Raw genomic sequence first — 26,647 nt, 5'->3', positions numbered from 1 at the left:
TCCGGGTGGTCAGTACTTGAGCAGATCCGCGTTGTCGACCGAGGCGGATCGCCTCGTCCGGAAGATGGTCACGATGATGGCGAGACCGACGACCACCTCGGCGGCCGCGACGACCATCGTGAAGAAGGCGAACACCTGGCCGTGGAGATTCCCGTGCATGCGCGCGAAGGTCACGAACGCCAGATTGGCAGCGTTGAGCATCAGCTCGATACACATGAACACGACGATGGCGTTGCGGCGGACCAGAACTCCCACCGCTCCGATGGTGAACAGCAGCGCGGACAGGTAGAGATAGTTCTCGGGGTTCATCGACGGTCCTTCCCCGGCTCGCCGTCACCCGGTTCCGGCAGGCCGAGCCGGGTGCGATCCCAGTCACGCCCGATGCGGCCGAGCAGGTCACCGACCGACAGCTCGGAGAACGAGCCGTCCGGAAGCAGAGCCGGTACGTCGGCGGCGTTGTGCCGGGCGTAGACCCCCGCAGCGGGCAGCGGCGTGACCCGCTCCCCTTCCCGGAAACGGCGTTCGGCGAGTTCGCGCTGGGTCTGCCGGGGCTGCAGCCGTTCCCGGTGGGCGAGCACCATGGCTCCCACGGTGGCGGTGATGAGCAGCGCGCCGGTGAGTTCGAACGCCCAGACGTAGTCGATGAAAAGCAGCACGGCGAGGCCTTCGACGTTACCTCCGGCGTTCGCCTCGTCGAGTCCCGCGAATCCGCCCACCGCGGTGTTCCCGATCCCGCCGATCAGCATCACCGCGAATCCGAGCGCCACGACGATCGCGAGAACGCGCTGCCCCCTGATGGTCTCGACGAGCGAATCGGACGAGTCGATACCGACGAGCATCAACACGAACAGGAACAGCATCATGACCGCGCCGGTGTACACGACGACCTGCACCACACCGAGGAAGGCAGCGTCCTGCGCGATGTAGAAGACTGCCAGCACGATCATCGTCATGGCCAGGAACAACGCCGAATACACGGCCTTCGATGCGACGACGACGCCGAGACCACCGAGCACGGCGACGGCACCGAGGATCCAGAACTGCACGGCCTCACCGCTCGACGTGGTGCCGACCTCGGCTGCCAGCAGGGCGGTGGTCATCGTCGCTCCTCCCCGTCGCCCGCAGACGCGTGTTCCGGGACGGGGATCTCGCCCCGGTAGTAGTCCTCGTCGGTGGTACCGGGCGCCAGGGGGTGTGGAGGCAGTTGCATTCCGGGCTCCGGCGGTGCAAGCAGCCGGTCCTTCTCGTAGATCAGGTCGGTCCGGTTGTCGTCGGCCATCTCGTACTCGTTGGTCATCGTGAGTGCGCGTGTGGGGCACGCCTCGATGCAGAGTCCACAGCCGATGCACCGCAGATAGTTGATCTGGTAGACCCGGCCGTAGCGTTCACCCGGCGAATACCGCTCCTCGTCGGTGTTGTCGGCCCCTTCGACGTGGATGGCGTCGGCCGGGCACGCCCACGCGCACAGTTCGCAGCCGATGCACTTCTCGAGGCCGTCCGGATATCTGTTCAGCTGGTGCCGCCCGTGATAGCGGGCCGCGGTGGGCTTCTTCTCCTCCGGATAACCTTCGGTGTTGGGCTTCTTGAACATCGTCGTGAGCGTCACACCGAAACCGGCCAGTGGGCCGCGGAACTCGACCATCACGATCCTCCTGGGATGCGGGCCGCCGAAGCGGGTGGACTCGATCCCGTGGGCGATCGAGAAGGCAGGGGTGGCACGGGAAATCCTCCGGCCATGGCGTCGAAGTGCTCACCGGTCCGGTTCTGCCCGACGGTCGCGGCCGCACGCCGTTCCCGCTGTCCCCGCCGGAGGAGCCAGGCGAACAGCAGTGCCGTCGACAACAGTCCGGCGACGACGAGACTCGCCGTGCCGGGAAGTACACCGTCGGTGTCGAGGAGACGCAGCACGGCGACGACCATCACCCACACCACCGAGACAGGAATGAGCAGTTTCCAGCCCAGCGCCATGAACTGGTCGTACCGCAAGCGGGGCAGCGTGCTGCGCAACCACACGAAGACGAACAGCACGAGCCACACCTTGAGGACGAACCACAACAGCGGCCACCACCCCGAATTCGCGCCGCTCCACACCGTCAGCGGCCACGGGGCGTGCCATCCACCGAGGAAGAGAGTGGTCGCGAGTGCCGAGACGGTCACCATGTTCACGTACTCGGCGAGCATGAACATCGCGAAACGCAACGACGAGTACTCGGTGTGGAAACCGCCCACGAGTTCGCCTTCGGCTTCGGGCAGGTCGAAGGGAGCGCGATTGGTCTCCCCGACCATCGACACCGAATACACCAGGAACGACGGAAGCAACAGCACGACGAACCACAAACCGCCCTGCGCGGCGACGATCCCCGAGGTCGACATCGTGCCCGCCTGCAGGAAGACCGCGGCGAACGCGAGCCCCATCGCGATCTCGTAGGAGATGACCTGTGCGGTCGAGCGGAGTCCGCCGAGCAGGGGGTAGGTCGAGCCCGATGCCCATCCGGCGAGAACGATCCCGTAGACACCCACCGAGGTGACCGCGAGAACATAGAGCACGGCGACCGGTAGGTCCGTGAGTTGCAGAGGCGTTCGCGTACCGAAGATCGACACCTCGGGACCGAACGGGACGACCGCGAACGCCATGAATGCCGGGGCCGTCGCGATGACAGGTGCGAGCAGATAGACCGGCTTGTCGACACCGGCCGGCGTGATGCCCTCCTTGAGAGCGAGTTTCAGTCCGTCCGCGACCGTCTGCAGCAGTCCCTTCGGCCCGACGCGGTCGGGACCGACACGCATCTGCATCCAGGCCATGACCTTGCGTTCGGCGAGGATGAGCACGAGGGTGGTCAGGACCAGGAAGGCGAAGATCGCCAGCGCTTTCAGGACCACGAGCCACCACGGGTCGACCCCGAACATCGACAGATCCACAGGGCCCTGCGCTGCGGCGGTCATCGCGGGGTCTCCTCACCGGAGCCGGTACCCGCGCTCGCCGCGGTGGTCGCGCCGCCCCGGATCCGGACGATGTCGCCGGAAGTGACCCCGAGATCGGCGTGCACCCGCGAGCCCGGTGATGCGGTCGGCAACCAGACGACACGCTCGGGCAGATCGTCGAACACCAGGGGCAGGGCGACCGATCCTCGCGCGGTGGAGACGGTCAGCAGTTCGTGTTCGGTGGCCCCGATCTCCGCGGCGGTCGCTGCCGACAACCGGGCGACGGGCGGGTGGGCCGTTCCGGCGAGGTGCGGTTCGTCGTCCTGCAATCGGCCCGTGTCCAGGAGCATCCGCCAGGTGGCGAGGACCGCCTCACCGAGTACGGGACGCGCCGGTGCCTGCGGGACGACCTCGGTCGTCCCGGGAATCGCACCACCCCACGGCCCGAGTCTCGCGAGTTCGTCACGCAGTTCCTCGTGGCCGTGGGGTGCGCCGCCGAGATCCATCGTCTCGGCGATCGCAGCGAGCACCCGGTGGTCGGGCAGCGCCCCGGTATCGCGGAGCGCGGCCGGGAACACGCGCTCACGCGCCTCCCAGTCGAGAAAGCTGCCCGCCTTCTCGGCCACGGGTGCGACGGGGAAGACGACGTCGGCCCGCGCGGTCACCGCGCTGTGCCGCACTTCCAGGCTCACGACGAATCCGGCCCCGTCGATGCCGGCGCGAGCGGTGTCGGGATCGGGCAGGTCGTCGGGATCGACCCCGGCGACGACGAGCGCCGACAACTCCCCTGCCACACCGGCTGCGAGGATGCGGGCGCTGTCGCGGCCTCGATGCTGCGGAAGAGCGCCGGACGGCAGGCCCCAGGCGGCTTCGACCTCGTGCCGGGCCCGGGGATCGTCCACGGGCCTGCCGCCGGGCAGCAGGACGGGGAAGGCACCCGACTCGAGAGCACCGCGATCACCGGCGCGTCGCGGTATCCAGGCCAGCCGCGCACCGGTCGCGTCGGCGAGTGCGGCAGCGGCAGAGAGCATGCCGGGCGAACCGGCTGCCCGCTCCCCCACCAGTACGATCGCGCCGGGCCGGCGCAGTCCCGCGGCCGCGGTCGCGATCGTGGACGTCCCGTCGGCCTCGGCGACCCGCAGATCGTCGAGGAGAACGGCTTCGCCCCCGGGAACGCTCGTGAGGAGTCGTGCCGACAGCTTCCGCAGTCCGCGGGAGGCGAACGGTGCGATCGCGATCACCTGCATGCCGTTGCGTCGAACCGCCTTGCGCAGTCGCAGGAAGACGATCGGCGACTCCTCCTCGGGTTCGAATCCGGCGAGCAGCACGGTGGGGGCGGCTTCGACGTCCGCGTAGGTGACCTCGAGGCGTCGCCCGGCGATCCGAGCGGCGAGGAAGTCCGTTTCCTCGTCCGACAACGCACGGCTGCGGAAGTCGATGTCGTTCGTGCCGAGCGCGGTTCGCGCGAACTTCGCATACGCGTAGGCGTCCTCGACGGTGAGCCGGCCCCCGGTCAGCACCGCGGCCCTGCCGCGTGCCGACGCCAATCCTCGGGCCGCGACCCCCAGCGCCTCGGTCCAGGACGCCGGGACGAGCGCGCCGGTGTCGTCGCGTACCAGTGGAGTGGTGATGCGGTCGTCCGCGGTGGCGTAGGTGAAGGCCCAGCGCCCCTTGTCGCAGTTCCATTCCTCGTTGACCTCGGGATCGTCCCCGGCGAGACGCCGCAGCACCGCCCCACGACGGTGATCCGTGCGCTGGGCACAGCCACTCGCACAGTGTTCGCACACGCTCGGGGTCGAGATCAGGTCGAACGGGCGGGCACGGAAACGATAGGCGGCACCCGTGAGTGCACCGACGGGACAGATCTGGACGGTGTTGCCCGAGAAGTAGGACTCGAAGGGTTCCTCCGTGTAGATGCCCACCTGCTGGAGCGCGCCGCGGTCGAGCATGTCGACGAACCGGTCCCCCGCGACCTGGTCCGCGAAGCGGGTGCATCGCGCGCACAGCACGCAGCGCTCACGGTCGAGCAGCACCTGGGAGGAGATCGCGATGGGTTTCGGATAGGTACGTTTGGTGTCCTCGAATCGGGTCTCGGCCCGGCCGTTGGACATCGCCTGGTTCTGCAGCGGGCATTCACCGCCCTTGTCGCACACCGGACAGTCGAGCGGATGGTTGATGAGCAGCAGTTCCATCACTCCGCGCTGGGCCTTGTCCGCCACCGGCGAGGTGAGCTGGGTGCGTACCACCATTCCGTCGGTCACCACGGTGGTGCAGGAGGCGAGCGGTTTACGTTGGCCTTCGACGTCGACGAGGCATTGCCGGCACGCGCCGACCGGTTCGAGCAGCGGGTGGTCGCAGAATCGGGGGATGTGGACGCCGATCAGTTCCGCGGCTCGGATCACGAGTGTGCCCTTGGGCACGGCGATCTCGGTGCCGTCGATGGTCACACCCACCAGATGGGCCGTGCCGGCCTTGTCGGCGCCCGCGCCGGGCAGAGTGGTCATCGCTCGTCTCCTTCCCCGGATGCGACGGCGAGCGTCGACAGGTGCGGGTCGAACGGGCATCCGCCCTGTTCGAAGTGCGCGAGGTATTCGTCCCGGAAGTACTTCAGCGACGACGTGATCGGGCTGGTCGCTCCGTCGCCCAGGGCGCAGAAGGCACGGCCGAGGATGTTGTCGGAGATGTCGAGCAGTTTCTCCAGATCGGCCTCGGTGCCCCGCCCGTGTTCGAGGCGGTCGAGGATCTGCACGAGCCACCACGTGCCTTCCCGGCACGGCGTGCACTTGCCGCACGATTCGTGCGCGTAGAACTCGGTCCAGCGCAGGACGGTGCGGACCACACAGGTGGTGTCGTCGAAGATCTGCAACGCCCGGGTGCCGAGCATCGATCCCGCGGCGGCCACGCTCTCGTAGTCGAGGGGCACATCGAGATGCTCGTCGGTGAAGATCGGTGTCGACGAGCCACCGGGGGTCCAGAACTTCACCCGGCGCCCGGCACGGACCCCACCGGCGTAACCGAGCAGTTCCCGCAGGGTGATGCCGAGTGGTGCCTCGTACTGGCCCGGTGTCGTCACGTGCCCGGAGAGGGAGAACAGCGCGAAGCCCGGTGATTTCTCGGTCCCCATCGAGCGGTACCAGTCCACGCCGTTGCGAACGATCGGCGGGACGTTGGCGACGGACTCGACGTTGTTGACCACTGTGGGACACGCGTAGAGACCGGCGACCGCGGGGAAGGGCGGGCGCAGGCGCGGCTGTCCCCGTCGGCCTTCGAGGGAGTCGAGCAGTGCGGTCTCCTCGCCGCAGATGTACGCCCCGGCACCTGCGTGCACGACGAGTTCGAGATCGTATCCGGAGCCGAGGATGTCGCGTCCGAGATATCCGGCGTCGTAGGCCTCGGCGACCGCGGCGTGCAATCGTCGCAGCACCGGTACGGCCTCACCGCGCAGGTAGACGAAGGCGTGGTGGGCGCGGATCGCGTACGCGGCGATGATCGCACCTTCGATCAGCGCGTGCGGTGTCGCGAGCATGAACGGGATGTCCTTGCAGGTACCGGGCTCGGATTCGTCGGCGTTGACGACGAGATAGTGCGGCTTGTCGTCGCCCTGCGGAATGAACGACCACTTGGTTCCGGTGGAGAAGCCGGCACCGCCCCGGCCTCGCAGTCCGGCATCCTTGACCGCGCGGATCACGGCGTCGGGATCCGAGCCGAGAGCCAGGGGCAGCGCCTCGTATCCACCGTGGCGGCGGTACGCCTCGAGCGTCCATGCGTGCGGTTCGTCCCAGTATCGAGTGAGGACGGGGGTGAGACCGGATGGAGATGATGCGGATCCGGGGTCGTCCTGCGGATCCGGTGCGCGCATATCGTGTTCGCGCGCGAGGTGCAGACCTGCGAGGGAGGCCGGACCGGCGGTGCCGGCGGCGGCGAGGGCACCGGGTCTGTCGTCGGGGAACCCGGCGAGCAGGCGCGACGTCTCGCGGAAGGTACGCAGAGGCGCGCCGCGCGTCGGGTCCGGCCGGCCACCCGCGCGCAGTTCGTCGACGAGCGCGAGAGCGGTGTCGACGGTCCGGTTGTCGAACAGTTCCCAGTCGACGGTCATCACCGGGGCGTAGTCGCAGGCCGCGTTGCATTCGATGTGTTCGAGGGTGATCGCGCCGTCCGCGGTGGTCTCGTCGTGCCCGACGCCGAGACGGGTGCACAGCGCGGAGAAGATCTCGTCGCCACCCATGGTCGCGCACAGGGCGTTCGTGCACACCCCGACGTGATGGCGGCCCGTCGGCGAGCGGCGGTACATGGTGTAGAAGGTGGAGACGGCGGCCACCTCGGCGGTGGTCAGCCCGAGCCGCTCGGCGCAGAAGCGGATGCCGGCCGGTGTGATGTAGCCGTCCTCCGCCTGGACGAGGTGCAGGAGCGGCAGCAGGGCGGATCTCGGATGCGGATAGCGGGCGACGATCACGTCCGCGTCGGCGTCGAGGCGGGTGCGGACACCGTCGGGATATCGGCGTGGCGCGCCGGGCGGCGCGAGGAAGGTGTCCTCGTCGGGTCGCGGTCCGAGCGGTACGAGGACCGGTTCGCGCGCCGCCGGTTCGGTCATCGGCACTGCGGCCGTGGTCTTCTCCGTGCCCGCTGTTCCGGCGGTGCCCGCGAATTCGGTGCTCATCGATCCACTCCCCCCATCACCGGGTCGATGCTGGCCACGGCGGCGATGACATCGGAGACCATTCCGCCCTCGCACATCGCAGCGACGGCCTGCAGGTTCGTGAACGACGGGTCGCGATAGTGCACGCGGTACGGACGCGTGCCGCCGTCGCTGACCATGTGCACGCCGAGTTCACCGCGAGGCGATTCGACACCGACGTAGACCTGGCCCGCCGGTACCCGGATGCCTTCGGTGACGAGCTTGAAATGATGGATCAGCCCTTCCATCGACTCGCCCATGATGCGGCGGATGTGCGCGGGCGAGTTGCCGAGTCCGTCCGGGCCGAGTTCGAGCCGGGACGGCCAGGCGATCTTGCCGTCCTGCACCATGACGGGGCCGGGACGCAGCCGGTCCAGGCACTGCTCGACGATCCTCAGCGACTCGCGCATCTCGCCGATCCGGACGAGATAGCGTGCATAGCAATCGGATCCGTCGGCGGTGACGACCTCGAACTCGTAGTTCTCGTATCCGCAATAGGGTTCGGCACGCCGCAGGTCGTAGGGCAGTCCGGTCGAGCGCAGTATCGGCCCGGTGACCCCGAGTGCCATGCAGCCGGTGAGATCGAGGCACCCGATGTCGCGGGTACGGGAGATGAAGATGGGGTTGTCGGTGAACAGCGCTTCGAGATCGGCGAGCCGACCCGGCAGGAGCGCCAGCAGGTCGCGGATCATGGGGATCGCCTCGTCCGGCAGGTCCTGGGCCAGTCCGCCCGGACGGATGTAGGAGTGGTTCATCCTCAGCCCGGTGACCGCCTCGAAGACGTCGAGGACGAGTTCACGCTCGCGGAAGCCGAAGAGCATCGGAGTCGTGGCGCCGAGTTCCATGCCGCCGGTGGCGAGTGCCACGAGATGCGAGGAGATGCGGTTGAGTTCCATGAGCATCACCCGGACGATCTGGGCCCGCTCGGGAACGAGATCGTCGATGCCGAGCAGTTTTTCGACGCCGAGGCAGTAGGCCGTCTCGTTGTGGAAGGGAGCGAGGTAGTCCATGCGGGTGACGAATGTGACGCCCTGGGTCCAGTTCCGGTATTCGAGGTTCTTCTCGATCCCGGTGTGGAGGTAGCCGATTCCGCAGCGCGCCTCGGTGACGGTCTCACCTTCGATCTCGAGGATCAGTCGCAGGACGCCGTGGGTGGACGGATGCTGCGGGCCCATGTTGACGACGATGCGGTCCTCGCCGCTGTCGCGGACGGCGGTGGCGAGTTCGTCCCAGTCGCGTCCCACGGCGTCGAAGACGGCGTCCCCAGCGGGGTCGGCATCGGGGACGGGAACGGCGTCGAGGGGGGTGACGGCATCGGTGGCGGCAGAATCGTTCGTCACGAGTACGCCCTCCGTTCGTCGGGCGGCGGGATTCGGGCACCCTTGTACTCCACCGGAATTCCGCCGAGCGGGTAGTCCTTGCGTTGAGGATGCCCACGCCAGTCGTCGGGCATCTGGATACGGGTGAGCGCCGGGTGGCCGTCGAAGACGATCCCGAAGAAGTCGTAGGTCTCCCGTTCGTGCCAGTCGTTCGTCGGGTAGATCCGGTGGACGGACGGGACGTGGGGGTCGCTGTCGGGGATCGCTACTTCCAGACGCACCCTGCGGTTGTGGGTGATCGAGACCAGGGGGTACACCGCGTGCAGTTCGCGTCCCGCCTCCTGCGGGTAGTGCACCCCGCTCACCCCGAGACACAGCTCGAATCTCAGATCCGGGTGATCGCGCAGGACGCGAGCGACCGAGGGCAGGTGTTCGCGCCGTACGAAGACCGTCATCTGGTGGCGATCGACGACGATCTTCTCCACTGCCTGCGCGTAACCCGCGCCGGTCTCGCCCGCCTGTGCGTCGAGCACATCCTCGATGGTCTCGACGAGTTCGTCGAGGTAGCCACCGTAGGGGCGTGCAGTGCTGTCCGGGAGGGAGACCCTGCGGACGAGGCGCCCGTAGCCACTGGTGTCGCCGGAACCGCGAACTCCGAACATGCCGCGCCGGACCGCGATCACCTCGTCGGCGCGGTCGCCGGTCTCGGATCCTGAGCGTTCGATATCGGTCATCGCGGAGGCACCGTCAGTTCGATGAGCGGACGCTGCGTCAGTGCGGCTTCCTCGGCGGCACGGATCGCCTCGTCCCGGTTCACGCCCAGGGGCATCTGCGCGATCTTCTCGTGCAGCGCCAGGATGGCGTGGATGAGCATCTCGGGGCGGGGCGGGCAGCCGGGAAGGTAGATGTCCACGGGAACGACGTGATCGACACCCTGGACGATCGCGTAGTTGTTGAACATGCCTCCGGACGAAGCGCACACGCCCATCGCGAGCACCCACTTCGGCTCGACCATCTGGTCGTAGACACGGCGCAGCGCGGGCGCCATCTTCTGGCTGACCCGGCCGGCCACGATCATCACGTCCGCTTGTCGTGGCGATGCCCGGAAGGCCTCCATGCCGAAACGTGCGAGGTCGTAGCGGCCACCTGCGGTGGCCATCATCTCGATGGCGCAGCACGCCAGACCGAACGACGCGGGCCACAGGGAACCCTTGCGCGCGAATCCCGCGAGGGTTTCGACGGTGCTGAGCAGGAATCCGCTCGGAACCTTCTCCTCGATTCCCATCCTTCCCTCACCTCCTCTCGAGCCGTACGAGAACGTGGCAGGTCAGTCCCACGTCAAACCACCTCGTCTCCACTCGTAGGCGTAGGCGACGAAGACGTTGAACATGAACAGCGCCATCGCTGCCAGACCGAAGACGCCGAGTGCGTCGAAATGGACCGCCCAGGGATACAGGAAGACGATCTCGATATCGAAGATGATGAACAGCATCGCGGTGAGGTAGTACTTCACCGGAAAACGTCCTCCACCCGCCGGCTGCGGGGTGGGATCGATGCCGCACTCGTATGCGTCGAGTTTCGCCCGGTTGTATCTGCGCGGGCCCACGATGCTCGCCACCGCGACGGAGAAGACCGCGAAGGCGAGCGCGATCCCGCCGAGTACCAGAATCGGTACGTATGCGTTCATGCCACCTCCGGTTCCTCGCGTCCGGTTCCTCGCGCGAATCCGGTCGCGGGCGGTGCGTCGTCCGCGCACCCACTCCGTCGTGTGCGTTCCGGCCGGACCTGCCGATCGGGGTTCCGCACCACAGGCGGTTGTGAGTTAGGGCACAGAGTAGTGGTGTCCGCGTCGGACTTGTCGCGATTTCACACGCTCGATTCGAGGCGGCGTGTCGGGTCCACCGGTACCTGGGAGGAGGGTAGATTCTCCGTCCCGTCGTCGCCGCTCACGGCCGACTGCGGCCCGGAAGGGGTCGGCAAGGGTCAGGCGGGGCGGGAACGGCTGCTGAGCAGGGCGAGCACCTGCCGACCGAGGCGGATCGGGTCGACGGGATGGCGCATCGCCACCTCCGCTCCGGACCATCGGGCGAGCCATTCGTCGTCGGCCCGGGCGATCAGGACGACGATCGGTGGGCACCGATCGAGTTCGTCCTCGAGTTGTCGCGCGAGCCCCATACCGCCGGCGGGCGCGGCTTCGCCGTCGAGTACGGCGAGATCGATGTCGCCTCGCTGCATGCGCTCGACGACCACCGGGGGCGTGGCGACCTCGACATAGTGCAGCGGGGGCAGGTCCGGATGCAGGCGGGTGCCGAGGGCGTCACGAACCTGTTGCCGCACGGCGGCATCGTCGCTGTAGACGAGGATGCGCAGCGAGTCGCTCACGCGCCCGATGCTAGCCGAGCGGACCCGGAATCAGGATCGACTATCGAGAAGGTGTCGTCGTCTCCGGACCTCGGGAGCCGTGCCGGTCTCCGCCGAGTCGCCGTGGATGATCGATGCGGGCGCGATCATCAGGTGCGCCAGCACGATGCACGTGCCGGTCAGCGCCGCGAATGCGGCGCCGATGAGATACGACGCGGTGAACACGGCGGCTACGAAACCGATCGTGAGCATTCCCGCAAGAGCGAGTATCGCGAGTATCCGCCGGGTGGAGCGTGGCGCGAGTTCGAAGGTCTCGTATCGTGATGCGGCCATAAACTTCTCCGTTCCCTCCCCGGAACAGCGCATCCCGTGTCCCCCACACTCGGCTCACCACCGTGGATCGTCGGTGACGAGCGAACCTCCGGAGAGGTCGATTGCGTCTGTTCCCCTGATCCCGCTCGGCCGTGAGCGGATTCGATAACAGAATACTATCAAGTGTGACATCGGTCTCGCGATCGGATTGTGGATGGTCACCAAATTATCGCGGCACCCGAAACGGGCAGGTAGACGACATCGAGATGAAGCCGGTCGCGTCTCGATCCGGCATGCCACGAGAAGCACCGAGATCGGATCTCCGCCGAGAGGTGACCGCATCCTCTGCCACCGCGGAGCGCACCGGCCCTGTGCGGGTCGTCACCGCCGGTGCGCGAGTCTCCGGATCATCAGATCGCCGATCGACTGCATGATCTGCACCATGACGATGAGCACGACGACCGCCACGAGTAGGACCGGAGTGTTGAAACGCTGGTAGCCGTACACGATCGCGAAGTCACCGAGCCCCCCGCCGCCGATGACCCCGGCCATCGCCGAGTACCCCACCAGCAGCACGAGCGTGAGGGTGGCACCGGCCACCAGCGGCGACAGGGCCTCCGGGAGCAGCACCTTGCGAACAATCTGCCCGTTGGTGGCGCCCATCGCCTGCGCTGCCTCGACCCTGCCGCGCGGGACCTCCCGCAATGCGGATTCGACGATGCGGCCGAAGAACGGAATGGCACCGATGGTGAGCGGCACGATCGCCGCGGTCGGGCCGATCGCGGTGCCCACGACGAATCGGGTGAACCCGATCAGCGCGATCAGCAGGATGAGGAAGGGCAGGGACCGGAACAGGTTGACGACCACCCCGAGGACGGTGTTGAGCGTCCTGCGGGGCCACAGCCCGGACGGGGACGTCAACTGCAACACGATCCCGACCAGCACACCACCGACGACCGTCAGCACGAACGACACCGCGACCATGTAGAGCGTCTCGAGGGTCGCTTCCCACACCTCGGGCAGGGCGTCGTACCACTGCAGCTTGTTCATCGCGCCTGCACCCTCATTCCGTGAGTCCCTCCAGTTCGGCTTCCGTCCCCCACGCCAGGCTCAGGTACGGACGTTCCGCCACGAATCCTTCGATACGCGCCCGGTTCGTGCCCGCCGTGAATCGCAGCCTCATGCGGCCCACGGTCACGCTGCCGACCTGCTCGACCCGGCCCCCGACGACGGCCACGTCGGCGTCGAGCGCACGGATCATCTCCGCGAGCCACGGCCCGTGCGCGGCGTCACCGATGGCGGTGACCAGCGCGGTGTCGGTGCTCGAGCCGACCGACGGATCGCTTCCGACAGGGACGAGCGCAGCCCCGAGCGCGGACCGCGGGTCGGCCACGAGATCGACGATCCGGCCGGTCTCGACGACCCGGCCCGCATCGAGTCGCGCGGCCGAGGTGCAGATCCGGCGCAGCACCCCGAGCTCGTGGGTGATGACCACGACCGTGACGCCGAGCCGCCGGTTCACCTCGGCGACGAGATCGAGGACCTGGTCGGTGGTGTCCGGATCCAGGGCGCTCGTCGCCTCGTCGCACAGGAGCACCTCGGGTTCGGCCGCGAGCGCACGGGCGATCCCCACACGCTGCTGCTGGCCGCCGGACAGTTGCGACGGATAACTCTCGCCCTTGCCCGCCAGGCCGACGAGATCGAGCAGTTCCAGGGCTCGTTTCCGGCGCTGCTCCTTGCTCACCCCGGCCACCTCGAGCGGGAACTCCACATTCCGGATCACGGTGCGCGAATGCAGCAGATTGAACTGCTGGAAGACCGTTCCGATCCGGCGACGGGCCGATCGCAGCTGCGCCCCGGACAGGGTCGACAGATCGTCCTTGCCGAGCAGGATCCGTCCCGAGGTGGGGCGTTCGAGCAGGTTCAGGCAACGCAGCAGGGTGGACTTGCCGGATCCCGACGGTCCCACGATGCCGTAGATCTCCCCGTCGGGGATCTGCAGTGACACCCCGCGCAGCGCCGCGACCTCCCCGGAACGCCCGGCTCCGGGGAAGGTCTTGACGAGGTTCTCGACGACGATCATCAGTTCGTCGGGTGGACGGGCAGCACCGCACCCGAGTAGGTCTCGTCGATCCAGGCAGCGGTCTCGGGCGATTCGAGGGCCTCCGCCAGGGCGGTGACGACCGGGTCGTTTTCGTTCTCGGCCCGCACGACCAGCAGGTTGGAGAAGGGATTGCCCTCGACCTCTTCGGTGAGGATGGCGTCCTCGGAGGGATTCAGGCCGGCTTCGAGCGCGTAGTTCGAGTTGATGACGGCGGCGGTGATCTGCGCGTCGTCGAGCTGGCGGGCGAGCTGGGGGCGCTCGATGCCGACGAGGTTCAGATTCTTCGGATTGGCGGTGATGTTCGATTCGGTGACCACCGACAGGTCGGCCTCCTCGAAGGGCACGTCCATCTCGAGCAGACCTGCGGATTCGAGCAGGTACAGCGCACGAGCGTAGTTGGTGGTGTCGCGCGGCACGGCGACGGTGTCGCCGTCCTTCAGCTCGTCGAGCGAGGTGATCTTGTTCGAGTAGAGGCCGATGGGCTCGAGGTGCACGTCGGCGACCTGTACGAGATCGTCCACACCCTTCTGCTTCTGCCAGTCCGTCAGGTACGGCTCGTGCTGGAAGAAGTTCGCGTCGACGTCACCGGCCTCGAGCAGCTCGTTGGGATCGACCTCGCCGGTGATCTCGACGATGTCGAGCCGGTAGTCGCCGAGCGCTCCGGTGTTCACGATCTGATCGAGGATCTCGACGTGCGGGGTCGACGACGCGGAGATCCGGAGGGTCGTGCCGTCGCTCTCGGACGACGAGCAGGCCGCGAGGCCCGCGGCGAGGGTGAGAGCGGCGGACGCGACGATGATACGACGCAGGGACATCAGGTGGTTACCTTCCGTTGGGGGGTACGGGACGGACAGAATCGATTATCGGGAGGCGGCGAGGCGACGGAGGAGATCGCCGTGGAAACGCTCCGCCACGTTCGGGTGTGCCCGCAGACGGGACTTGAGCGCGTTGAGTCCGTAGACCGCGTGCAGTCTTCCGCCGTGCTCGTCGGGCCCGACGCCGCGTGCGGCAGCTGCGAGGTCCGCGGGCAGGTCCACCGGCGGAAGTGCCTTGTCGAGACCGGGATTGAGGAAGAACGGCAACGACACCCGGTCGGTGCCGGCGGGCGGGGGCAGCACCCGGTGGACTGTCGCCTGCAGGTAGCCCCCGGTGGCCACCTCGAGGAGCTCACCGATGTTGACGATGAAATGTCCTGGGAGGGGTTCGATCTCGACCCATCGGCCCTCGCGTTCGACCTGGAAGCCGGTGCTGCCCGGTTCGGGATACAGCAGCGTCAGCGCTCCGACATCCTTGTGGCTGCCGACGCCCTGATCGGTGATCGACCGGTCGTGCCCGGGATACCGCGCGATCTTCAGAAGAGGGTCGGGATCGGCGAACGCCTCGTCGAAGTGGTCGGCCGGGGCGCCGAGCGATTCGGCCCAGGCGCCGAGGAGTCGGCGGCCGACCTCGCCGACCTCGTCGATCCAGCGCAGCGCCGACTCCCGTAGCTGCGGAATGCCTGCCGGCCACAGATTGGGACCGTGCAGCACCTCCCAGGGACGCTCGGGGTCGAGCTCGGTGACGGCCTCGCGTTCCGGACCGATGTCGAGCTGTTCGCGCCAGTCGACATATCCCTGGGTACGTTCGCCTCCGACGCGCGTGTAACCCCGGAAGTGGGGCGAGCGGACGTTCTCGATTGCGAGCTTCTCCGCCTCGGGGAGGGCGAAGAACGCGCGGGCCGTGGCGACGAGTTCGTCTGCGAGCGCAGGGTCGATCCCGTGACCGGCGAGATGGAAGAAGCCGATCTCGTGGGTGGCCGTCCGGAGACGATCGAGCAGCGCAGCGCGGGTGGCCCGGTCGCCGTCGAGGTCGGACAGATCGATGACGGGCAATGCCGCCGAATCGGACATGATGAGCCTTTCGAAACCACATCGGATGCACGTACTCCGAGGGCCGGGCCTGCGCCGGACTCTCGGTCCCGGCGGGTTCCGGGGAACCTCGGAAGCACGGGGGCGTGCCGCCCCTGGGCGGGGACGATCAGCGGCAACGACAACACGCAGGAGCCACGGCGCGACGAGCGCGTGTGCTCACAGTCTGCGTGGGGGTGTTGCCCATGTTCTCCTCCGATGAGGCCCGATGCGGCCTTCGACGACAGTGACACCGCAAGGTGGTCCCGATCGAGGCTAATCGCCTCTGCGACCAGCGGGCAAATCACCCGTACCTCTCGGCGACGGTGCATTGACACCGTCCTGTCATTTTGACAGCATGTTGTCATGACTGAAACAGTTCACGTCGCCGTATACGACAGCCTGGCGGACTGGGAGATCGGATACGTCACCACCGCGATATCGAATCCCGCATGGCAGCGGCAGCCCGGGCGGTACCGCATCCGCACGGTCGGAGCCTCACGGGAGCCGGTCACGACGATGGGCGGACTCCGGATCGTGCCGGACATGCACCTCGAGGAAGTGGACCCGGCCGACAGCGCGATATTGATCCTCGCCGGCAACGACATCTGGCCCACGGAAGCCTTTGCCCCCTTCGTCGACAAGGCCCGGCAGTTCCTCGACTCCGGTGTCCCCGTAGCCGCAACGTGCGGTGCCACCGGCGCGCTCGCCGCTGCAGGAATGCTCGACGATCGGTCACACACGAGCAATGCCGCCGAATTCCTGCAGGCCGTCGGATACGGGGGCAGCCACCTGTATCGGGACGAGCCCGCGGTCACGGACGGCGATCTGATCACCGCCAGCGGGATCACCCCGGTGGACTTCGCCCGCGCGATCTTCGAACGGCTCGACCTCTACGAACCGCGCACTCTGGCCGCCTGGTACGCCCTGTACGGGGACCACGACCCCCGCGGTTACCACGACCTCATGACGTCCGGGTCGTGACGGAGAGAAACGACACCGAGGTCGAACTGCTCAGCGCGGCAGCAGTGACCGTCTTCCGTCTCAACGGGCAGTTCCTCGCACTTGCCGAGACACTGGCGCGTCCCGTCGGCCTGACCGCCACCTGGTGGCAGGTCCTCGGTGCACTCTCACCCACTCCCCTGCCGGTCTCCACCATCGCACGCGAGATGGGCATCACCCGGCAGAGCGTGCAGCGCGTCGCCGATCTTCTGGTCGACAGGGGTCTCGCGGAGTACCGACCCAATCCCGCGCACCGGCGCGCCAAGCTCGTCGCGATGACGCCCGCCGGTCGCGAGGCGATCCGTGCCATCGCCCCGGCGCATGCCGTCGCCGCGCGAGGGCTTCGCGAGGAGACCGGTCTCGAGGAACTCGGAACCGTCGTGGAAGGGATGCGCGCCCTGTCCGCCGCACTCGATCGACTGGCCGAACGTTCCCCCGCATCGGACGAAGCGCGCAGTGCACGACCTGCGGTCAGTCCCCCGCCGGGCGGCGCGGAGGGAAATGACGGATGAGCCCTTCCTGGACCACCGTGGCCACGAGTTCACCCTCGATGGTGAAGTAGCGCCCGGTGGCCATCCCGCGCGAACCGGCCGCCACCGGCGACTCCGTGGCGTACAGATGCCACTCGTCGAAGCGGAGTGGGCGGTGGAACCAGATCGAGTGGTTGACGGTCGCGGCGACGATCCGATCGAGTCCCCACGACAAACCGTGGGTGGTGAGGATCGAATCGAGCACGGTCGTGTCCGACGCGTAGGCCAGCGTGGCGACGTGGAGAAGCGGGTCGTCGCCCGGGAGTTGCCCGTCCGCGCGCATCCAGACCCGGTTGTGGCCGAGCTTCTCACCGGTCCCGCGGAGGATCCAGGCCGGGTCGTTGGCATACCGCATGTCGATCGGTTTGAGCGCTCCGACGAAATGCGGCAGTTGTTCCTCGAAGCCGCGCAGCCGCTCCCCGATCGGCGGCAGCGCATCGGGCAGCGGGACGTCGGGGACGGTCACCGAATGCTCGAGGCCCCGGCCCCACCGCTGGAATGCGGTGAGCATGACGAACAGTTCCTGCCCGTCCTGGCAGGCGGTGACCATCCGGTTCGCAAAATCGCGGCCGTCGCGGTGGGTGACGACGTGATAGTCGATGGGCCGCTTGACATCACCGCCCCGGATGAAGTGGGCGTTGAGCGCGTGCACGGGACGATCACCCACAGTGCGACCTGCAGCGACGAGCGCCTGAGCGACGAGCTGCCCACCGAAGGTCCGGCTGCCGACCTGCGCCGGGTGCTCGCCGCGGAAGACGTTCTCCCCGATCTGCTGCAGATCCAGCAGATCGAGGAGAACATCGAGATCGGTCGTGTCGGCGTGCGTCACCGACTGTCTTTCTCACCCAGACGATGAACGTGGATGAGGTTGGTCGACCCCGAACGCCCCGGGGGCGCTCCGGCGACGATCACCACGAGGTCGCCACGCTGGTAGCGCCCCAGGGACAGCAGCGCGGCGTCGACCTGCTCGACCATCTGATCGGTGGTGTCCACCGGCTCGACCGAGAACGTCTCGGTCCCCCAGGTGAGCGCCAGCTGGTTGCGGATGTGCGGGACGGGCGTGAAAGCGAGCAAGGGCAGCGGCGTGTGCAGACGCGCGAGACGGCGCACGGTGTCGCCGGTCTGGGTGAAGGCCACGAGCGCCTTCGCGTCGAGACGCTCACCGATGTCGCGGGCGGCATAGGAGATGACACCGCGCTTGGTACGCGGAACATGCGTCAGCGCAGGCACTTCCGTCGAATCGGATTCGACCGCGGTGATGATGCGCGCCATCGTGCGGACCGTTTCGACCGGGAACTTGCCGACGGAGGTCTCCCCCGAGAGCATCACGGCATCGGTACCGTCGAGCACCGCGTTGGCCACATCGGAGGCCTCGGCCCGGGTCGGGCGCGAGTTCTCGATCATCGATTCGAGCATCTGCGTCGCGACGATGACGGGCTTGGCGTTCTCGCGGGCGATCTGGATCGCGCGCTTCTGCACCAGCGGCACTTCCTCGAGGGGAAGCTCGACGCCGAGGTCACCGCGTGCCACCATCACCGCATCGAACGCGAGGACCACCGCTTCGAGGTTCTCGACGGCCTCGGGCTTCTCGAGTTTGGCGATCACCGGGACACGCCGGCCGACGCGGTCCATCACCTCGTGAACGAGTTCGACGTCCGCGGGGGACCGTACGAACGACAGCGCGATGAAGTCGACACCGAGGCGCAGCGCGAACTCGAGGTCCTCGATGTCCTTCTCCGACATAGCCGGAACGGAGACGTTCATTCCCGGCAGGGAGACGCCCTTGTTGTTGCTGACCGGTCCACCCTCGGTGACCCGGCAGACGACGTCGTTGCCCTCGACCGACTCGACGACCAGCCCGACCTTGCCGTCGTCTACGAGCAGACGGTCGCCTGCGACGGCGTCCTGAGCGAGTTCCTTGTAGGTGGTCGAGACACGGTCGTGGTGGCCGACGACGTCGTCGACGGTGATGCGGACGACCTCCCCGTTCTCCCACACCGTGCGGCCCTCGGCAAAACGGCCCAGGCGGATCTTCGGGCCTTGCAGATCGGCGAGGATGCCGACCGCGTGGCCGGAGTCCTCCGATGCGGCGCGGACACGGTTGTAGTGGCCCTCGTGGTCGGCGTGCTCTCCGTGACTGAAGTTCAGGCGGGCGACGTCCATTCCGGCGTCGACGAGTTTCCTCAGGACATCGGGGTCGGCGGTGGCCGGCCCCATAGTGCAAACGATCTTGGTGCGTCGGGTCACGGTTCGAGCCTAGTCCCCGTCGCCCGCCCCCTCCATCTCAGCACCCCGGCGCGTGTCGCCGGGGCATCGCGGAAACGGAAGTACCGCGGCATCACGGGCGAAGCGGGCGCCCGTTCTTGTCCTGCACCTTGCCGGTGAGCATGAGAATGCCGTCGACCAACGGCCAGATGCCACCGATCCCACAGGTGAGCCAGGTGACCGCGATCTGTGCGACCGCCACACCGGGCTGGTCGAGATAGAAGCGCCCGGCACCGAAGCCACCGAGGAGGATTCCCAGGACACCCGCCGTGACCTTGCTCTTGTCCGAATAGGGTGCGCCCGTGTAGGGATCACGGCCGTACGGCGCCTCGAGATCCCGTCCGTAGGGATTCGGCTGACCGGCGTAGCCGGGGACGGCAGGCGCCCCGTATCCGGGCGGCGGCCCGTATCCCGAGCCGCCGTACGGCGGAGGACCGTAGGAGGACGTCGCCGGAGTCGGCCCGGCGGACTGCGAGGAATTCTGCGGCGGGGAGCCGATCGGATAGTGCGGATCGGGCGCCCCGTAGACCGGCCCAGGTCCTCCGTCCTGCCGGCCCGCGTGGTCGCCGTAGGGATAGTCGCCCGGGGGCGGATAGTCCGACTGGTGCTCGGGCGGCGGCGGGTAACTGGGCGTGGTGCCCCAGCCCGGCCCGTTGCCCACACCCGAATAGGTGTCCCATCCGGGGCCCGGCGTCCCGGCAGCGCCGCCGAGGGACTCGACGGTGGGGGGCTGCGCCGAGAGCGATGCCTGCGCAGTGGCGTCGTAGTCGAAGGCACGCCCTAGATCGGGGGGCGGAGTGTGGCTTCGATCCGGCGCCTGATCCGCGGTGTCCGGCCGGGATGCGGACTCGTCACGCTTCGTGAAGTCCGGCTTGGCGGACTCCGAATCGGGCGTTTCCGAGGCTCCCGGCTCCTGTGTGGTCACGAATTGTCCCCCTTGCTCTCTCCGGACGTCGCGTCGTCGACTCTACCGGCGGACGGTGACGTCCCGGTGGTGTCGGCAGCGCGCGTCCCGGTGACCGGCGCGGTCTCCGTGGACGCGGGGTTCAAGGTCGCCGGCTCCTCCCGCCCCTTGGGCGCGAGAACGATGTACGCGACCGCGAGTACGAACACGATCGCCGAGGTGAACGTGTTGATCCGGAGACCGGCGATCTCGGTGGCCGCGTCCGTGCGCATGAGTTCGATCCAGAACCGTCCTGCGCAGTATCCGGCGACGTAGAGAGCGAACAGCCGCCCGTGGCCGATAGCGAACTTCCGATCGACGAGAACCAGCAGCACCACGACACCGAGATTCCACAGCAACTCGTAGAGGAAGGTCGGGTGCACCACGAAGGCCACCTCACCGGTGGACACACCGTCCACGAGCCCGGGCGCGACCTGCCCCGCGTCGTTGCGCCGCTCGTAGATCTCGAGTCCCCACGGGAGGGTGGTCTCGCGACCGTAGAGTTCCTGGTTGAACCAGTTTCCGAGCCGCCCGATGGCCTGGGCCAGCAGGATCGCCGGAGCCAGCGCGTCCCCGAAGGCCGGAAGCGGGATCCCGCGACGACGACAACCGATCCATGCGCCCACCGCACCGAGTGCGACGGCTCCCCAGATGCCGAGACCACCCTCCCAGATCTTGAGGGCGTCGACGGGATCCGCTCCCTCCCCGAAGTATTTCTGCCAGTCGGTGGCGACGTGGTAGAGGCGCCCACCGATCAGGCCGAAAGGCACCGCCCACACGGCGATGTCGAGGACGGTGCCCGGCTGTCCGCCTCGGGCGACCCAGCGGCGGTCCCCCCACCAGATCGCCACGACGATCCCGACGATGATGCACAGGGCGTAGGCACGGAGGGCGAACGGCCCCAGATACCAGACGCCCTGCGGCGGACTCGGAAGATAAGCCAGAACAGACGCAGTGGAGGTCACGAGTGCACGTTAGCGGAGCGAACACCCTTCGCGAGATCCTGCGTCAGGGCGAGCAGCGCGTCGCGGCCCTCGGCGAGGGCACTGACCAGCGCCGAACCCACGATCACCCCGTCGGCGTAACCCGCGATCTCCGCTGCCTGCGCCCCGTTGCGGACGCCGAGTCCGACACCGACCGGGATGTTCGAGTGCGTGCGCACACGCGCGACGATCTCCGGCGCCCGGTTGTCGACGGAATCGCGTGCGCCGGTGACCCCCATGGTGGAGGTCGCGTAGACGAAGCCCCGGCACTGCTCGAGGGTGGTCGCGAGGCGTTCGTTGGTCGACGACGGCGCGACCAGGAAGATCTTGCCCAGACCGTACTGCTCCGCAGCCGCGTTCCACTCGTCCGCCTCGTCCGGGATGAGATCCGGCGTGATGATGCCGAGTCCCCCGGCAGCAGCGAGGTCGCGCGCGAAGTTCTCCACGCCGTACTTGAGCACGAGATTCCAGTAGGTCATCACGACCGCAGCGCCACCTGCCGCGGTGATCGCTTCGACGGCGGGGAACACGTCGCGCACCCGGACACCGTTGGCGATCGCCTCGAACGCCGCGTCCTGGATGGTCGTGCCGTCCATGACGGGGTCGCTGTACGGGATACCGACCTCGACGAGGTCGCAGCCGCCCTCGACGAGCGTCGTCATGGCTTCGATAGAGCGCTCGACGGTCGGATAACCGACCGGCAGGTAACCCACGAGTGCGGCGCGGTTCTCGGCGCGGCAGGTCTCGAAGATCTGCGTCAGGCGTTCGTGCGGGGCGCTCACTGGGCTGCTCCTTCGGTACCGGTCTTGTCGGCGGACTCGTCGGCCGGCAGGTAACCGAACCACTTCGCCGCAGTGTCGACGTCCTTGTCTCCGCGCCCGGAGAGGCTGACGAGGACGATGGCGCCCTCACCGAGTTCGGGGCCGAGTTTCACGGCCCCGGCGACCGCGTGCGCCGATTCGATCGCGGGGATGATCCCCTCGGTGCGACACAGCAGGGCGAAGGCATCCATGGCCTCGCTGTCGGTGACGGCACGGTATTCGGCGCGGCCGGTATCGGCGAGCCAGGCGTGTTCGGGTCCGACACCGGGATAGTCGAGACCGGCCGAGATCGAATGCGATTCGATGGTCTGCCCGTCCTCGTTCTGCAACAGATACGAGAAGGCGCCGTGCAGCGCGCCGTGGGTTCCCCCGCCGATGGTGGCGGCGTGCCGCCCCGTTTCGACACCGTCTCCCCCGGCCTCGCATCCGACGAGCTTGACGGAGGGGTCGTCGATGAACGGATGGAAGATGCCGATCGCGTTGGACCCTCCGCCCACGCACGCGACGACGGCGTCGGGCAGGCGGCCGGTCAGTGCCCGGACCTGAGCGCGCGCTTCGAGTCCGATGATGCGCTGGAAGTCGCGGACCATGGCCGGGAAGGGATGCGGGCCCGCCGCGGTACCGAAGCAGTAGTAGGTGGTGTCGGCGTTGGTGACCCAGTCGCGCATCGCCTCGTTGATCGCGTCCTTGAGGGTTCGCGAACCGGTCCGCGCCGCGACGACCTCCGCACCGAGCAGACGCATCCGGGCGACGTTGAGTGCCTGCCGATCCATGTCGACCTCGCCCATGTACACGCGGCATTCGAGGCCGAACAGGGCGCACGCGGTGGCGGTGGCGACACCGTGCTGGCCGGCGCCCGTCTCCGCGATCACGCGCTTCTTGCCCATGCGCTTGGCGAGCAGCACCTGCCCGAGCACGTTGTTGATCTTGTGAGAGCCGGTGTGGTTGAGATCTTCCCGCTTGAGGAAGATCCGTGCGCCCCCCGCGTGCTCACCGAGCCGTGTCGCCTCGTAGACCGGCGACGGACGACCCGTGTAGTCGCGCTGCAAGCGGTCGAGTTCGGCGAGGAAGCCCGGGTCGACGCGTTCCTTCTCGTAGGCCGCCGTGACCTCCTCGATCACCGCCATGAGCGCCTCGGGTACGTACCGTCCGCCGAAGACCCCGAAATGGCCGCGTACGTCGGGTTCGTGTGCGGTCGGAGCGACCAGGGCTTCACTCATCGAGGGAAGACCGCGGCCCTTGGCGGAAAGTACGGAATCGTCTGCAGTCACCCGTCCAGTCTGCCCCACCCGGTGGGATGGATCACCGCCGGGTCCGAACCCTCGCGGACGGGTCAGCGGGCCGGCTTCGGGCACGACGGATGCGTGCCCACCGTCACCAGTTCGGCGACGGCCTGACGCGGATCCCCACTGGTCACCAGGCCTTCGCCCACGAGCACGGCGTCGGCACCCGCTCCCGCGTATGCGAGCAGGTCCGCCGGACCCCGGACACCGGACTCGGCGATCTTGAGCACGTTGCTGGGCAGTCCGGGCGCGATGCGGGAGAACGTCGTCTTGTCGACCTCGAGGGTCTTGAGGTTGCGGGCGTTGATCCCGATGACGGTCGCGCCCGCCTCGAGGGCACGGTCCGCCTCCTCCTCGGTGTGGGCTTCGACCAGAGCTGTCATCCCCAGCGACTCGACCCTGTCGATCAGGGCGGTCAGCACAGTCTGCTCGAGCGCGGCCACGATGAGCAGGACGAGATCCGCACCGTGCGCGCGGGCCTCGTGGATCTGATAGGGCCCGACGATGAAGTCCTTGCGCAACACGGGGATCCGGACGGCGCGTCGCACCGCGTCCAGATCGGCGAGACTTCCGTTGAATCGGCGTTCCTCGGTGAGCACGCTGATGGCCCGGGCGCCGCCGGACTCGTAGGCGGCCGCGAGCTCGGCGGGATCGGCGATGTCGGCGAGCGCACCCTTCGACGGGCTGGCACGCTTGACCTCCGCGATGACCGCGATGCCCGGCTCACGCAGCGCGGCCTTGGCATCGATCGGTGGGGGCGCACTCGCAGCGGCAGCCTTGACGGAGGCGAGATCGAGGACCGCCTCGCGGGCGGCGACGTCGGCTCGTACTCCGTCGAGAATCGAATCGAGAACTGTCATCGTGGCTCGAGTCCTTTCCCACCCTGCTCAATCCCGATGTGATCAAGCTCATCGGATCTGACTTAGAGAGTAGTGAACTGGTTTACAGCGGTCACCGCCGGGTGCCGGAATCACCCTTGCCGTCGTCGTCGGTGGGGTCCTCGCCCGCGTCCAGCGCATCCCACAGACCGCGTTCGGACAGGGGTTCGTCGTTCTCCGCACGGCGGGTCGCCGCTTCCCGGCGCGCTGCCGGAGCGTCGTACTTCGACGACAATCCCGCCTGCTCGCGTGGCGTGCGCCAGAGCGTCACCGCCGCGGCGAGCACCACGACCGCACCGACGAGCACGAGGACGGCCGGGAGCGGGTGCACGTCGACCGCAGTGACGCTCGCCCTGTCCGGGAGCTCGGCGACACCGGCCGCGACGTCCGGATCGGCGCCGCCCGCCAGCAGGTTCACGGCCGGGACCGCTACCGCGACGGCGACCGCCGCCACGACGAGCGAAACGAGGCGCAGCGCGAGTCCGCGCACGGCGAAGACCGCCGCGACGGCGGCGATCAGTACGAGAGCGAGCGGGGTCAGGGCCGCAGCCCAGCGACCGCCTTCGAGATCGTCGACCCGGTCGAGACCGAGACCGTCGGATGAGACCGCGGTGACCCAGGTCATGCGGCTCGATCCCCACAGCAAGGCCGCGCCGAGCGCGAGCAGCAGGGCGGCGATCACGGTCGGCCGGCGCCGCCGTCCGCCGGACCCGGCGGCCTGCTGTGTCTCGCCGGTCACCGCGCGTCACCGCCGTAGGTGGTGAGCGTGGATGCCGCGGCGACGGCCGCGAGGGCGGACATCGCCTTGTTGCGGGCTTCGGTGTCCTCGGCCTCCGGATCGGAGTCGGCGACGATACCCGCTCCTGCCTGGACGTAGGCGACGCCGTCCTTGACGAGGGCCGAACGGATCGCGATGGCGGTGTCGGCGTCGCCGGCGAAGTCGAGATAGCCGACGATGCCGCCGTAGATGCCACGTCGGGTGGGTTCGAGTTCCTCGATCAGTTCCATCGCCCGCACCTTGGGCGCCCCGGACAGGGTTCCGGCGGGGAAACACGCCGTGACGGCATCGAGGGCGTGCTTGCCGTCGGCCAGGCGGCCGGTGACGGTCGAGACGAGGTGCATCACGTGGCTGTAGCGCTCGATGTGGCGGTAGTCGTGCACCTCCACCGTGCCGGGCGCGCACACCCTGCCGAGGTCGTTGCGGCCGAGGTCGACGAGCATCAGATGCTCGGCGTTCTCCTTCTCGTCGTGGACGAGGTCCTTCTCGAGCAGGAGATCCTCTTCCTCGTCCGCGCCGCGCCAGCGGGTGCCGGCGATGGGATGGGTGGTGGCCACCCCGTCGGAGACCGTCACGAGTGCCTCGGGGCTCGATCCGACGATCGAGAAGGCGGTCTCCCCCTCGGGGCCCGGGATGTGGAGCAGGAACATGTACGGGCTGGGGTTGGAGGCGCGCAGCATCCGGTAGACGTCGATCGGTGCTGCGGGGCAGTCGATCTCGAATCGCTGCGAGAGCACCACCTGGAAGGCCTCACCCGCTTCGATGTCACCGATGAGCTTGCGGACGTCGGTGCAGAAGGACTCGGTGGTGCGCTGGCGGCGGTAGTCGGGCTCGGGACGGGCGAAGGTCGCGACGGTGGCGGGCGCCGGCGCGGCGAGAGCCTCGGTCATGCGGTCGAGCCGGGCGACGGCGTCGTCGTAGGCCTCGTCGACACGCTCGTCGGAGCCGTCCCAGTTCACGGCGTTGGCGATGAGCCAGATCATGCCCTCGTGGTGGTCGACGGCCGCGAGGTCGGTGGCGAGCAGCATCACCATCTCGGGGATGCGCAGGTCGTCCTCGGCGAGCGTCGGCAGCTTCTCGAGATACCGGACGACGTCGTAGCCGAGATAACCCACCATTCCGCTGGTGAGCGGAGGCAAACCGTGGATGCGGTCGGTGTGGAGCAACCGCAGTGTCTCGTCGAGCACCTCGAGGGGATTGCCGCCGGTAGGAGCCCCGGCGGGGACGTGCCCGTACCAGGTGGCGTCGCCGTCGGTGACGGTCAGCGCCGCCGGGCTTCCGGCGCCGATGAACGACCACCGCGACCACGACCGGCCGTTCTCGGCCGACTCGAGCAGGAATGTTCCCGGCCGGTCGGCCGCGAGCTTGCGATAGGCCGACAGCGGGGTCTCGGCGTCGGCGAGCACCTTGCGGGTCACGGGAACCACACGGTGCTCGGCCGCGAGCTGACGGAACTGCTCGCGGGTGGTTGTCGAATCGGGCCTGTCGCCACCCGAGGAATCGGTGGTGGCTGCGGGAATGGTGGTGGGCTCGCCGGACATGCACCCATCATCCCAGGGGGCGTGGCCGACGATGCAGGCGCGGT

The 26,647-nt window shown here is 68.2% G+C and carries 27 protein-coding genes; 2 read left to right on the top strand and 25 right to left on the bottom strand.

All coding sequences use genetic code 11. The annotated features are described in order from the left end of the window. Positions 1-9 precede the first annotated feature (9 nt). The 16 genes from nuoK to MOM01_RS15230 all read right to left on the bottom strand — a co-directional run bounded on the left by nuoK (position 10) and on the right by MOM01_RS15230 (position 15,582). A complete protein-coding gene (nuoK, locus tag MOM01_RS15305; protein WP_241386273.1) occupies positions 10-309 on the bottom strand; it encodes an NADH-quinone oxidoreductase subunit NuoK in 300 nt (99 codons plus the stop codon). Further along, positions 306-1,100 carry an NADH-quinone oxidoreductase subunit J gene (locus MOM01_RS15300; RefSeq protein ID WP_241386272.1) on the bottom strand — a complete coding sequence of 265 codons (795 nt, stop codon included), beginning with the start codon at positions 1,098-1,100 and terminating at the stop codon, positions 306-308. The genes nuoK and MOM01_RS15300 overlap by 4 nt, the downstream gene beginning before the upstream one ends. Beyond that, positions 1,097-1,642: an NADH-quinone oxidoreductase subunit NuoI gene (gene nuoI, locus MOM01_RS15295; protein ID WP_241386271.1), complete on the bottom strand. Its 546-nt coding sequence runs from the start codon at positions 1,640-1,642 to the stop codon at positions 1,097-1,099. Before nuoI ends, MOM01_RS15300 begins: the two co-directional genes overlap by 4 nt. Continuing rightward, entirely contained in the window at positions 1,642-2,943 is a 1,302-nt protein-coding gene (nuoH, locus tag MOM01_RS15290) for an NADH-quinone oxidoreductase subunit NuoH (RefSeq protein ID WP_241386270.1), read from the bottom strand. Before nuoH ends, nuoI begins: the two co-directional genes overlap by 1 nt. Beyond that, complete coding sequence (locus MOM01_RS15285) at positions 2,940-5,426, bottom strand: NADH-quinone oxidoreductase subunit G (RefSeq protein ID WP_241386269.1); 2,487 nt, start codon at positions 5,424-5,426, stop codon at positions 2,940-2,942. Before MOM01_RS15285 ends, nuoH begins: the two co-directional genes overlap by 4 nt. Next, a complete protein-coding gene (nuoF, locus tag MOM01_RS15280; protein WP_241386268.1) occupies positions 5,423-7,579 on the bottom strand; it encodes an NADH-quinone oxidoreductase subunit NuoF in 2,157 nt (718 codons plus the stop codon). The genes MOM01_RS15285 and nuoF overlap by 4 nt, the downstream gene beginning before the upstream one ends. Beyond that, positions 7,576-8,841, bottom strand: coding sequence for an NADH-quinone oxidoreductase subunit D (locus tag MOM01_RS15275; RefSeq protein WP_241386367.1), 1,266 nt, complete (start codon positions 8,839-8,841; stop codon positions 7,576-7,578). The genes nuoF and MOM01_RS15275 overlap by 4 nt, the downstream gene beginning before the upstream one ends. A gap of 92 nt (positions 8,842-8,933) precedes the next feature. After that, positions 8,934-9,650 carry an NADH-quinone oxidoreductase subunit C gene (locus MOM01_RS15270; protein ID WP_241386267.1) on the bottom strand — a complete coding sequence of 239 codons (717 nt, stop codon included), beginning with the start codon at positions 9,648-9,650 and terminating at the stop codon, positions 8,934-8,936. Then, entirely contained in the window at positions 9,647-10,201 is a 555-nt protein-coding gene (locus MOM01_RS15265; RefSeq protein WP_241386266.1) for a NuoB/complex I 20 kDa subunit family protein, read from the bottom strand. The genes MOM01_RS15270 and MOM01_RS15265 overlap by 4 nt, the downstream gene beginning before the upstream one ends. A 42-nt stretch (positions 10,202-10,243) precedes the next feature. Next, entirely contained in the window at positions 10,244-10,603 is a 360-nt protein-coding gene (locus MOM01_RS15260; RefSeq protein ID WP_241386265.1) for an NADH-quinone oxidoreductase subunit A, read from the bottom strand. Between the two features lie 296 nt (positions 10,604-10,899). Then, entirely contained in the window at positions 10,900-11,298 is a 399-nt protein-coding gene (locus MOM01_RS15255; protein ID WP_241386264.1) for a hypothetical protein, read from the bottom strand. A gap of 30 nt (positions 11,299-11,328) precedes the next feature. Further along, positions 11,329-11,610, bottom strand: coding sequence for a hypothetical protein (locus tag MOM01_RS15250; protein ID WP_241386263.1), 282 nt, complete (start codon positions 11,608-11,610; stop codon positions 11,329-11,331). A 360-nt stretch (positions 11,611-11,970) separates the two neighbouring features. Next, positions 11,971-12,639: a methionine ABC transporter permease gene (locus MOM01_RS15245; protein ID WP_241386262.1), complete on the bottom strand. Its 669-nt coding sequence runs from the start codon at positions 12,637-12,639 to the stop codon at positions 11,971-11,973. Positions 12,640-12,652: 13 nt separating this feature from the next. Next, complete coding sequence (locus tag MOM01_RS15240) at positions 12,653-13,672, bottom strand: methionine ABC transporter ATP-binding protein (protein ID WP_241386261.1); 1,020 nt, start codon at positions 13,670-13,672, stop codon at positions 12,653-12,655. Further along, positions 13,672-14,508: a MetQ/NlpA family ABC transporter substrate-binding protein gene (locus MOM01_RS15235; RefSeq protein ID WP_241386260.1), complete on the bottom strand. Its 837-nt coding sequence runs from the start codon at positions 14,506-14,508 to the stop codon at positions 13,672-13,674. The genes MOM01_RS15240 and MOM01_RS15235 overlap by 1 nt, the downstream gene beginning before the upstream one ends. Before the next feature lie 45 nt (positions 14,509-14,553). Continuing rightward, a complete protein-coding gene (locus tag MOM01_RS15230; protein ID WP_241386259.1) occupies positions 14,554-15,582 on the bottom strand; it encodes an isopenicillin N synthase family dioxygenase in 1,029 nt (342 codons plus the stop codon). Between the two features lie 363 nt (positions 15,583-15,945). Between MOM01_RS15230 and MOM01_RS15225 the strand changes: the two genes are divergently transcribed. Further along, entirely contained in the window at positions 15,946-16,563 is a 618-nt protein-coding gene (locus MOM01_RS15225) for a DJ-1/PfpI family protein (RefSeq protein ID WP_241386258.1), read from the top strand. Then, on the top strand, positions 16,560-17,093 hold the full coding sequence (locus tag MOM01_RS15220; protein WP_241386257.1) for a MarR family winged helix-turn-helix transcriptional regulator: 534 nt from the start codon (positions 16,560-16,562) through the stop codon (positions 17,091-17,093). Before MOM01_RS15225 ends, MOM01_RS15220 begins: the two co-directional genes overlap by 4 nt. Here MOM01_RS15220 and MOM01_RS15215 read toward each other — a convergent pair. The 9 genes from MOM01_RS15215 to MOM01_RS15175 all read right to left on the bottom strand — a co-directional run bounded on the left by MOM01_RS15215 (position 17,053) and on the right by MOM01_RS15175 (position 26,603). Continuing rightward, positions 17,053-17,940 carry an acyl-CoA thioesterase II gene (locus tag MOM01_RS15215; RefSeq protein ID WP_241386256.1) on the bottom strand — a complete coding sequence of 296 codons (888 nt, stop codon included), beginning with the start codon at positions 17,938-17,940 and terminating at the stop codon, positions 17,053-17,055. The genes MOM01_RS15220 and MOM01_RS15215 overlap by 41 nt on opposite strands. Then, the gene (gene pyk / locus MOM01_RS15210) at positions 17,937-19,358 is read right to left on the bottom strand and encodes a pyruvate kinase (protein ID WP_241386255.1); all 1,422 of its coding nucleotides are present in this window, start codon (positions 19,356-19,358) and stop codon (positions 17,937-17,939) included. Before pyk ends, MOM01_RS15215 begins: the two co-directional genes overlap by 4 nt. Before the next feature lie 91 nt (positions 19,359-19,449). Continuing rightward, the gene (locus MOM01_RS15205; RefSeq protein WP_241386254.1) at positions 19,450-20,301 is read right to left on the bottom strand and encodes a TM2 domain-containing protein; all 852 of its coding nucleotides are present in this window, start codon (positions 20,299-20,301) and stop codon (positions 19,450-19,452) included. After that, on the bottom strand, positions 20,298-21,284 hold the full coding sequence (gene lgt, locus MOM01_RS15200) for a prolipoprotein diacylglyceryl transferase (protein ID WP_241386253.1): 987 nt from the start codon (positions 21,282-21,284) through the stop codon (positions 20,298-20,300). The genes MOM01_RS15205 and lgt overlap by 4 nt, the downstream gene beginning before the upstream one ends. Then, a complete protein-coding gene (gene trpA, locus MOM01_RS15195) occupies positions 21,281-22,084 on the bottom strand; it encodes a tryptophan synthase subunit alpha (protein WP_241386252.1) in 804 nt (267 codons plus the stop codon). The genes lgt and trpA overlap by 4 nt, the downstream gene beginning before the upstream one ends. Further along, on the bottom strand, positions 22,081-23,343 hold the full coding sequence (gene trpB, locus MOM01_RS15190) for a tryptophan synthase subunit beta (RefSeq protein WP_241386366.1): 1,263 nt from the start codon (positions 23,341-23,343) through the stop codon (positions 22,081-22,083). The genes trpA and trpB overlap by 4 nt, the downstream gene beginning before the upstream one ends. Positions 23,344-23,456: 113 nt before the next feature. Continuing rightward, complete coding sequence (gene trpC / locus MOM01_RS15185) at positions 23,457-24,266, bottom strand: indole-3-glycerol phosphate synthase TrpC (RefSeq protein WP_241386251.1); 810 nt, start codon at positions 24,264-24,266, stop codon at positions 23,457-23,459. Between the two features lie 91 nt (positions 24,267-24,357). Beyond that, complete coding sequence (locus tag MOM01_RS15180; protein WP_241386250.1) at positions 24,358-25,023, bottom strand: TIGR02234 family membrane protein; 666 nt, start codon at positions 25,021-25,023, stop codon at positions 24,358-24,360. Beyond that, positions 25,020-26,603: an anthranilate synthase component I gene (locus MOM01_RS15175; RefSeq protein ID WP_241386249.1), complete on the bottom strand. Its 1,584-nt coding sequence runs from the start codon at positions 26,601-26,603 to the stop codon at positions 25,020-25,022. The genes MOM01_RS15180 and MOM01_RS15175 overlap by 4 nt, the downstream gene beginning before the upstream one ends. Positions 26,604-26,647 lie beyond the last annotated feature (44 nt).

The organism is Rhodococcus sp. CH91, assembly GCF_022554085.1.
Classification (GTDB): Bacteria; Actinomycetota; Actinomycetes; order Mycobacteriales; family Mycobacteriaceae; genus Rhodococcus.
This window is presented reverse-complemented; position numbering and strand designations above follow the sequence as displayed.